Source organism: Nocardioides aquiterrae, assembly GCF_039526625.1.
GTDB lineage: Bacteria > Actinomycetota > Actinomycetes > Propionibacteriales > Nocardioidaceae > Nocardioides > Nocardioides aquiterrae.
Window position 1 is genome coordinate 1 of record NZ_BAAAJE010000046.1, and the last position, 3,040, is coordinate 3,040.

1 rRNA gene is annotated in these 3,040 nt (G+C 56.6%); it reads left to right on the forward strand.

What is annotated here, in order from left to right:
* Window positions 1-3,040 (forward strand): 23S ribosomal RNA (locus ABD086_RS25250); the annotation flags it as partial.

Sequence of the window (3,040 nt, forward strand, 5' to 3'; positions counted from 1 at the left end):
CGATGAAGGACGTAGGAGCCTGCGATAAGCCCTGGGGAGTTGGCAACCGAGCTGTGATCCGGGGGTGTCCGAATGGGGGAACCCAGCTGGAGTCATGTCCAGTTACCCGCGCCTGAATGTATAGGGTGTGTGGAGGGAACGTGGGGAAGTGAAACATCTCAGTACCCACAGGAAGAGAAAACAATAGTGATTCCGAGAGTAGTGGCGAGCGAAATCGGATCAGGCTAAACCTCATGCGTGTGATACCCGGCAGGGGTTGCGTATGGGGGGTTGTGGGACCATTCTTCACTGTCTGCCGGCGGTGAGCAGAGTGAGAAATCGTGTGTGAAGTTGAAGTCCGTTGGAAAGCGGCGCCGTAGAGGGTGATAGCCCCGTAAGTGTAAGTGCGCGACTCTGGAGTGTGTTCCCAAGTAACACGGAACTCCTGAAATTCCGTGTGAATCTGGCGGGACCACCCGTTAAGCCTAAATACTCCTTGATGACCGATAGCGGACAAGTACCGTGAGGGAAAGGTGAAAAGTACCCCTGGCGGGGAGTGAAATAGTACCTGAAACCGTGTGCCTACAATCCGTCGGAGCCCGGCTGCCCCTTGTGGGTGTTGGGGTGACGGCGTGCCTTTTGAAGAATGAGCCTGCGAGTTTGCGTTGTGTTGCGAGGTTAACCCGTGTGGGGGAGCCGTAGCGAAAGCGAGTCCGAATAGGGCGGTTGAGTAGCACGATCAAGACCCGAAGCGGAGTGATCTATCCATGGGCAGGTTGAAGCGCGGGTAAGACCGCGTGGAGGACCGAACCCACTTAGGTTGAAAACTGAGGGGATGACCTGTGGATAGGGGTGAAAGGCCAATCAAACTCCGTGATAGCTGGTTCTCCCCGAAATGCATTTAGGTGCAGCGTTGTGTGTTTCTTGCCGGAGGTAGAGCACTGGATAGCCGATGGGCCCTACCAGGTTACTGACGTTAGCCAAACTCCGAATGCCGGTAAGTGAGAGCGCAGCAGTGAGACTGCGGGGGATAAGCTCCGTAGTCGAGAGGGAAACAGCCCAGACCATCAGCTAAGGCCCCTAAGCGGTGACTAAGTGGAAAAGGATGTGGAGTCGCAGTGACAACCAGGAGGTTGGCTTGGAAGCAGCCACCCTTGAAAGAGTGCGTAATAGCTCACTGGTCAAGTGATTCCGCGCCGACAATGTAGCGGGGCTCAAGTCATCCGCCGAAGCTATGGCATTCACGCCCACCTTGTGTGGAGAAGCCCCAACGGGTGTGTGGATGGGTAGGGGAGCGTCGTGTCGCGAGTGAAGTCCCGGAGTGATCCAGGGGTGGATGCGACACGAGTGAGAATGCAGGCATGAGTAGCGAATCACGTGTGAGAAACACGTGCGCCGAATGATCAAGGGTTCCAGGGTCAAGCTAATCTGCCCTGGGTAAGTCGGGACCTAAGGCGAGGCCGACAGGCGTAGTCGATGGACAACGGGTTGATATTCCCGTACCGGCAAAGTAGCGCCCATGACGAACCCGGTGATGCTAACCACCCAAAGCATGTGTGACCGATCCCTTCGGGGTGAGGCGTGCATGTGGAGCGTGGGACCCGATCTGGTAGTAGTCAAGCGATGGGGTGACGCAGGAAGGTAGCCCAACCGTGGCGATGGTTGTCCACGGGTAAGCAGGTAGGGGGCGGTCCAGGCAAATCCGGATCGCTGTGCTTCGAGCACGGCCCTGAGATGTGACGCCGAGCCCGTATGGGTGAAGTGGGTGATCCTATGCTGTCGAGAAAAACCTCTAGCGAGCTACGCGCCGCCCGTACCCCAAACCGACTCAGGTGATCAGGTAGAGAATACCAAGGCGATCGAGCGAACCATGGTTAAGGAACTCGGCAAAATGCCCCCGTAACTTCGGGAGAAGGGGGGCCGGATCCGTGAACCGCCTTGCGCGGGGAAGCGGTGATGGCCGCAGAGACCAGGCCCAAGCGACTGTTTACTAAAAACACAGGTCCGTGCGAAGTTGTAAGACGATGTATACGGACTGACTCCTGCCCGGTGCTGGAAGGTTAAGGGGACCTGTTAGGTGGTAACACCGAAGCGGAGAACTTAAGCCCCAGTAAACGGCGGTGGTAACTATAACCATCCTAAGGTAGCGAAATTCCTTGTCGGGTAAGTTCCGACCTGCACGAATGGAGTAACGACTTGGGCGCTGTCTCAACCGTGGACTCGGCGAAATTGCACTACGAGTAAAGATGCTCGTTACGCGCGGCAGGACGGAAAGACCCCGGGACCTTTACTATAGTTTGGTATTGGTGTTTGGTTCGGCTTGTGTAGGATAGGTGGGAGACTGTGAAGCAGCCACGCCAGTGGTTGTGGAGTCATCGTTGAAATACCACTCTGGTCGTACTAGATGTCTAACCTAGGTCCGTTATCCGGATCAGGGACAGTGCCTGATGGGTAGTTTAACTGGGGCGGTTGCCTCCTAAAATGTAACGGAGGCGCTCAAAGGTTCCCTCAGCCTGGTTGGCAATCAGGTGGCGAGTGTAAGTGCACAAGGGAGCTTGACTGTGAGACAGACATGTCGAGCAGGGACGAAAGTCGGAACTAGTGATCCGGCCACGGCATGTGGAAGCGTGGTCGCTCAACGGATAAAAGGTACCCCGGGGATAACAGGCTGATCTTCCCCAAGAGTCCATATCGACGGGATGGTTTGGCACCTCGATGTCGGCTCGTCGCATCCTGGGGCTGGAGTAGGTCCCAAGGGTTGGGCTGTTCGCCCATTAAAGCGGCACGCGAGCTGGGTTTAGAACGTCGTGAGACAGTTCGGTCCCTATCCGCCGCGCGCGCAGGAAACTTGAGAAAGGCTGTCCCTAGTACGAGAGGACCGGGATGGACGAACCTCTGGTGTGCCAGTTGTCCCGCCAGGGGCACGGCTGGTTAGCTACGTTCGGAAGTGATAACCGCTGAATGCATCTAAGCGGGAAGCACGTTTCAAGATGAGGTTTCCCACCCCCTCGAGGGGGTAAGGCCCCCAGCAGAACACTGGGTTGATAGGCCGGAGGTGTAC